This is a genomic window from Streptomyces sp. NPDC002577 (assembly GCF_053594815.1).
This window is the reverse complement of record NZ_JBSFWK010000026.1, coordinates 1-5,478: the sequence shown is the minus strand read 5'-3', so window position 1 is coordinate 5,478 and position 5,478 is coordinate 1. Positions and strand designations below refer to the sequence as shown.

Sequence of the window (5,478 nt, the reverse complement as noted above, 5' to 3'; positions counted from 1 at the left end):
CAGCCCGGGGCCTGGGCCTTCGCCGGAGGCGTTCGCCTGGTAGCCGTGCCGCCAGGACCGGTCCGGCCGGGGGTCCGGGGGTTGCCCCCGGGACAGCACAGCCCGGGGCCTGGGCCTTCGCCGGAGGCGTTCGCGGTAGCACCACAGCCGCCCCTGGCCGTCAGGTCAGGGGCGGCGCGCCGTGCGGGGGCCGGGGCTACTTGCCCACGGCCGCCGACAAGGCCACTACAACGAACATCAGTACGAGCACACCGGCCATGATCCGGTTTCTGGTCTTCGGGTCCACGTACTCGAGGTTAACCGGCCCCTCCAAGCGGCCAGCGGCCGACCGTCTCGTAGCGCGGCTGCTCACCGCGTACCCCCGACACGGGCAGCCGGCTGCGCACCAGGCACAGCTCGTCCACGGTCCACTCGCTGCCCGTGAAGGGCGCCAGCTCGTCGACGTACGGCCGCAGGTGCAGCCGGCCCCGGGGGCGAGCGATCGAGAGATGCGCGTGGTAGCGGCGGTGCTCGCCCGTGTCGATGCCCGCCTTGCGGGCCGCCGCCTCGGCGCGCTCGGCCAGCAGCCGCATGGTGTGGACATCCCCCTCGGCACCGACCCACAGCGCCCGGTCCCCGAAGTGGCCGCCGCCGCGCAGGGCCAGTGAGAACGGCGGGGTGCGATGGGCGGCTCTGGCCAGCCGGTCCGACAGTTCCGGGACCACTTCCTCCGCCACTTCGCCGTAGAACGCCAGCGTGAAGTGCCAGCCGGGGCGGCCGGTCCAGCGCAGCCTGTCGGCGCCGGGCAGGCTCCTCAGCCTGTCGACGGCCGAGGCGAGTTCACGAGACGCGTGATCCGGGGGCAGCACGGCGGCGAAGAGTCTCATGGTCCGAGTCTGTCCCACACCCGCTCCACCGCACGGCGGGTACGAGGGCAGCGCACCGGGCACCGCGGGCGGGCGGCCCGGTCAGCGGCATCGCGCCCGCCCGCCCGTCCCACGCCCCCGGCGCCCGACGGCTCACGCCGCCGCGGCCAGCTGTTCCTGCTCGCGCGGTACGAACCGCACATGCGGATGGCCGCGGTGCCAGCCCACCGACAGGCGCAGATCGCCGAGGCGCGCCAGGATCAGGCCGACGACGACGGCGGCCGCGGCCGAGACGAGGCCGCCGGCGGCGAAGCCGATCCTGGCCCCGTACGTGTCCGTGAGCCATCCGACGAGCGGCGCACCCAGCGGCGTACCCCCCGTGAAGACCATCATGAACAGGCTCATCACCCGCCCGCGCATCGCGGGATCGGTGGCCATCTGCACGGACGAGTTGGCCGTGACGTTGACCGTCAGGCTGACCATGCCGATCAGGACGAGCAGCCCGGAGAAGATCCACAGGGACGGCGCCATTGCGGCCACCACCTCGAGGACGCCGAAGGACAGCGCGGCCATGACCAGCAGCCGCAGCCGCGAGGTGCCGCGCCGGGCGGCGAGCAGCGCGCCGGCCAGCGAACCGACGGCCAGCACGGTGTTGAACATGCTGTACGTGCCCGCGCCGGCATGGAAGACGTCGTCGGCGAAGGCGGACAGCCACACGGGGAAGTTGAAGCCGAACGTGCCGATGAACCCGACGAGGACGATCGGCCAGACCAGCTCCGGCCGGCCGGCGACATAGCGCAGGCCCTCGCGCAGCTGTCCCTTGCCGCGCGGTGCGCGCTGGATCTCGTGCAGCTCACGGGCGCGCATCAGCAGGAGGCCGGCGATGGGCGCGGCGAAGGACAGGCCGTTGAGCAGGAACGCCCAGCCGGTGCCGACCCCGGTGATGAGGAGACCGGCGACCGCCGGGCCCACGAGGCGGGCGGACTGGAAGTTCGCCGAGTTCAGGCTGACCGCGTTCTGCAGCTGGCCGGGACCGACCATCTCGGACACGAACGACTGGCGGGCCGGGTTGTCGACGACCGTGGCGAGGCCGAGGACGAAGGCCGTGAGGTACACGTGCCAGACCTGGACGCGTCCGCTGAGGGTGAGTGCGGCGAGGGCGAGGCCTGTCAGGCCCATCGCGGCCTGCGTGAACAGCAGGACCGGCCGCTTGGGCAGGCGGTCGACGAGGACGCCGCCGTAGAGACCGAAGAGCAGCATCGGCAGGAACTGCAGCGCCGTGGTGATACCGACCGCGGCGGAGGAGCCGGTGAGGCTGAGCACCAGCCAGTCCTGGGCGATGCGCTGCATCCAGGTGCCGGTGTTGGAGACGACCTGCCCGATGAAGAAGAGCCGGTAGTTCCGGATCTTCAGCGAGCTGAACATGTTGGTCTTGGCGGGGGCAGATGTCTCGGTGGGGGCTGACGTCTTGGTGGGGGCGGATGTGGAGTCGTGGGCGGCTGGTGCGGGTGCGGAATCTGCTCCGGTTCCCGAACTCAAAGGTTTTCGCCTCCTTTGGCGGTCGCGGTCACTTCGTAGGCTCAGCTCGTGCGCCCGGCGCGGCGTGGCGGCCGGCCGCCGGGAGCCGTGCGTCAGAGTTGGGCCAGCTTCTCCAGGACCGGGGCGGCGGCGCGCAGCTTCGCCCACTCGTCCTCGTCGAGGCCCGCCACCAGATCCGCCAGCCATGCGTTGCGCCGGCGGCGGCTCTCCTCGAGCATGACCTCGGCCTGCGCGGTCTGCGTCACGACCTTCTGGCGGCGGTCGTCGGGATGCGGCTCCAGACGGACCAGCCCCTTGGCCTCGAGCAGGGCGACGATGCGGGTCATCGACGGCGGCTGCACGTGCTCCTTGCGGGCGAGCTCGCCCGGCGTGGCGCTGCCGCAACGGGCCAGGGTGCCGAGCACCGACATCTCCGTGGGGCTCAGCGACTCGTCGACCCGCTGGTGCTTGATTCTGCGCGACAACCGCATCACGGCGGAGCGCAGTGCGTTCACGGCGGTAGCGTCGTCGCCATGCGTGAGATCCGGCATGTTCTTTAGGATAGCTCATTACTCTGGCTAAATACCCTAGACAAGGGCGTGACCATACTCACCGCGAGGGACCGCCGACCGCCCCTGGGCCGCGTATTACCTGAACTTCACTGGGCCACTCGGGGAAACACCCCCTACCGGACATCACCCATATGAGTGATCCAATGGCCGAAAGTGACGCATGGCCCGGTCGCGTGCGGCGACCCTCGTCCCCATGGGGACCGACGTGCTCAGCCTGCGCCTGGACCGTGAGCTGCTCGAGCGGCTCCGCCGGCATGCCGCGAAAAGAGGAATGAGCGTCCAGGACTATGTCGTCCGGACGCTCATTCGCAGTGACTTCGACGAGCGGTTCCAGTCCGCCGTCGAGGAGACGGAGAGGTTCTACGGGGCCACAGAGAAGCTCTACGGGGCTGCGGCGCCATGGCCCCGCAGCCCCGCCGAATGACCTCGGCCGCCTACGCGGGCATCACGTGAGGCCCAGCGCCGGCATCAGGTAGTAGAAGGCGAACACCGCCGACACCACGTACATCGCGGCCGGCACCTCGCGGCCGCGGCCCGCCGCCAGGCGCAGGACGGTGAAGGCGATGAAGCCCATGCCGATGCCGTTCGTGATCGAGTACGTGAACGGCATCATCAGCATCGTCACGAACGCCGGGATCGCGATCGTGTAGTCGCTCCAGTCGATCTCCTTGATGGAGCCGGCGAGGATCATGAAGCCCACCGCGACCAGCGCGGGCGTGGCCGCCTGGGACGGCACCATCGTGGCGAGCGGGGTCAGGAAGAGCGAGACCGCGAAGAGCGCGCCGGTGACGACGTTGGCGAAGCCGGTCCGCGCGCCCTCGCCGACGCCCGCCGTGGACTCCACGAAGCAGGTGGTGGCCGAGGAGGAGCTGGCGCCGCCCGCGGCGACGGCCAGGCCGTCCACGAACAGGACCTTGTTCATGCCCGGCATGTTGCCGCTCGCGTCGGTCAGCTTGGCCTCGTCGCCGATGCCCATGATCGTGCCCATCGCGTCGAAGAAGCACGACAGCAGCACGGTGAAGACGAACAGCACGCCCGTCAGGAAGCCGACCTTCTCGAAGCCACCGAAGAGGCTCACCTTGCCGACGAGTCCGAAGTCCGGCGTCGAGACCGGGTTGCCCGGCCACTTCGGGGCGGTCAGGCCCCACGACGGCACCTTGGCGACCGCTTCGACGATCACCGCGGCGACCGTCATCACGACGATCGAGATCAGGATCGCGCCGGGCACCTTGCGCACGATCAGCGCGAACGTGAGCAGCACGCCGATGATGAAGACGAGGACCGGCCAGCCGTTGAGGTGCCCGTCGCCGCCGAGCTGCAGCGGCACGGTGGTGTGGGCGGCGTCCGGAATACGCGTGACGAAGCCCGAGTCCACGAGGCCGATCAGCAGGATGAACAGGCCGATACCGATCGCGATGGCCTTGCGCAGGCCGAACGGCACGGCGTTCATCACGCGCTCCCGCAGGCCCGTGGCCACGAGCAGCATCACGACGAAGCCGGCGAGGACCACCATGCCCATCGCGTCCGGCCAGCTCATGCGCGGGGCGAGCTGGAGGGCCACGACGGTGTTGACACCGAGTCCGGCGGCCAGCGCGATCGGCACGTTGCCGATGACGCCCATCAGGAGGGTGGTGAACGCGGCGGTCAGCGCGGTCGCCGTGACCAGCTGGCCGTTGTCCAGCTGGTGGCCGTACATGTCCTTCGCGCTGCCGAGGATGATCGGGTTCAGCACGATGATGTAGGCCATCGCGAAGAAGGTGGCGAATCCGCCGCGGATCTCCCGCGGGATGCTCGAACCTCGCTCGGAGATCTTGAAGTAACGGTCGAGCGCACTGCGCGGAGGCTGCTGCTGGGGCTGCTCCGGAGTGGCGGCCTTGGCGGTGGCCGAGGTGGGCATGCGGGAACCTCAGGGGTGCGGATGATTCACGGGACTTGATCCGTCCGGCCGTCGACGGTCAACAACAGGTTTTCTGCGTGCTCTCTGCGAGCGCCCAGTGGTCACTGTTGGAGCTTTGTACGAACAGAAGTAGCCAGACTCGGACCGTTTCAGTATGAACATATGAGCCAAATATCGCCATCTCCGCGCGTAGACCCCTTGCCGCACAAGGGATCCGACCTCGCGCAGAGGCTCCGTACGGGTGCTGCGGACCACGCCTTCCGGCCCTCGTAAGCTGTGCGCATGGCGAAATGGACCCCCAGGCACGAGGCGCCGGAGCCCCTTGAGGGGCCCGTGGTCGCCACCATCACCGGCGGCACGGTGCTGTGGTTCGTCCTCTTCCTGGTGCAGCTGCCGTTCTACGGCTGGTTCGACGAGCACGGGCACACATGGTGGCTGTGGACGTGCCTGGCCGGCGGGGGGCTGGGGCTGATCGGCGTCTGGTACGTGCGGAAGCGCGATGCGGCGATCAAGCGGGACGCCGCGCGGAAGGCCGGCGGCGCAGCCGTCGGCTAGGCCCTGTCGTCAAATTCCCGTCGTCCGCCCGGAGGGCGGGCCTCGCGGTGTCTGGTGCGTGCGATCGCAAGGCGCCGGAGCGCCCTCGTGG

The 5,478-nt window shown here is 69.9% G+C and carries 6 protein-coding genes; 2 read left to right on the top strand and 4 right to left on the bottom strand.

What is annotated here, in order from left to right:
• Window positions 1-296 precede the first annotated feature (296 nt).
• The 3 genes from thpR to ACWD4J_RS27315 form a co-directional block, all read right to left on the bottom strand.
• Window positions 297-866 carry an RNA 2',3'-cyclic phosphodiesterase gene (gene thpR, locus ACWD4J_RS27325; RefSeq protein ID WP_451398073.1) on the bottom strand — a complete coding sequence of 190 codons (570 nt, stop codon included), beginning with the start codon at window positions 864-866 and terminating at the stop codon, window positions 297-299.
• A gap of 132 nt (window positions 867-998) precedes the next feature.
• Complete coding sequence (locus ACWD4J_RS27320) at window positions 999-2,384, bottom strand: MFS transporter (RefSeq protein ID WP_451398072.1); 1,386 nt, start codon at window positions 2,382-2,384, stop codon at window positions 999-1,001.
• 92 nt (window positions 2,385-2,476) lie between these two features.
• Entirely contained in the window at window positions 2,477-2,914 is a 438-nt protein-coding gene (locus tag ACWD4J_RS27315) for a MarR family winged helix-turn-helix transcriptional regulator (RefSeq protein WP_451398071.1), read from the bottom strand.
• 214 nt (window positions 2,915-3,128) lie between these two features.
• Between ACWD4J_RS27315 and ACWD4J_RS27310 the strand changes: the two genes are divergently transcribed.
• A complete protein-coding gene (locus tag ACWD4J_RS27310) occupies window positions 3,129-3,359 on the top strand; it encodes a ribbon-helix-helix protein, CopG family (protein ID WP_451398070.1) in 231 nt (76 codons plus the stop codon).
• 21 nt (window positions 3,360-3,380) lie between these two features.
• Here the strand turns inward: ACWD4J_RS27310 and ACWD4J_RS27305 are convergent, their stop codons facing one another.
• The gene (locus tag ACWD4J_RS27305; RefSeq protein WP_451398069.1) at window positions 3,381-4,832 is read right to left on the bottom strand and encodes an NCS2 family permease; all 1,452 of its coding nucleotides are present in this window, start codon (window positions 4,830-4,832) and stop codon (window positions 3,381-3,383) included.
• A gap of 282 nt (window positions 4,833-5,114) precedes the next feature.
• Between ACWD4J_RS27305 and ACWD4J_RS27300 the strand changes: the two genes are divergently transcribed.
• Window positions 5,115-5,387, top strand: coding sequence for a DUF2530 domain-containing protein (locus tag ACWD4J_RS27300; protein ID WP_451398068.1), 273 nt, complete (start codon window positions 5,115-5,117; stop codon window positions 5,385-5,387).
• The last annotated feature ends 91 nt before the right edge of the window (window positions 5,388-5,478 follow it).

What these genes read in the sequence shown, in the direction of transcription:
- thpR (WP_451398073.1), bottom strand. Translation starts at nt 866, where the DNA reads ATGAGACTCTTCGCCGCCGTGCTGCCCCCGGATCACGCGTCTCGTGAA.
- ACWD4J_RS27315 (WP_451398071.1), bottom strand. Translation starts at nt 2,914, where the DNA reads ATGCCGGATCTCACGCATGGCGACGACGCTACCGCCGTGAACGCACTG.
- ACWD4J_RS27310 (WP_451398070.1), top strand. Translation starts at nt 3,129, where the DNA reads ATGGGGACCGACGTGCTCAGCCTGCGCCTGGACCGTGAGCTGCTCGAG.
- ACWD4J_RS27305 (WP_451398069.1), bottom strand. Translation starts at nt 4,832, where the DNA reads ATGCCCACCTCGGCCACCGCCAAGGCCGCCACTCCGGAGCAGCCCCAG.
- ACWD4J_RS27300 (WP_451398068.1), top strand. Translation starts at nt 5,115, where the DNA reads ATGGCGAAATGGACCCCCAGGCACGAGGCGCCGGAGCCCCTTGAGGGG.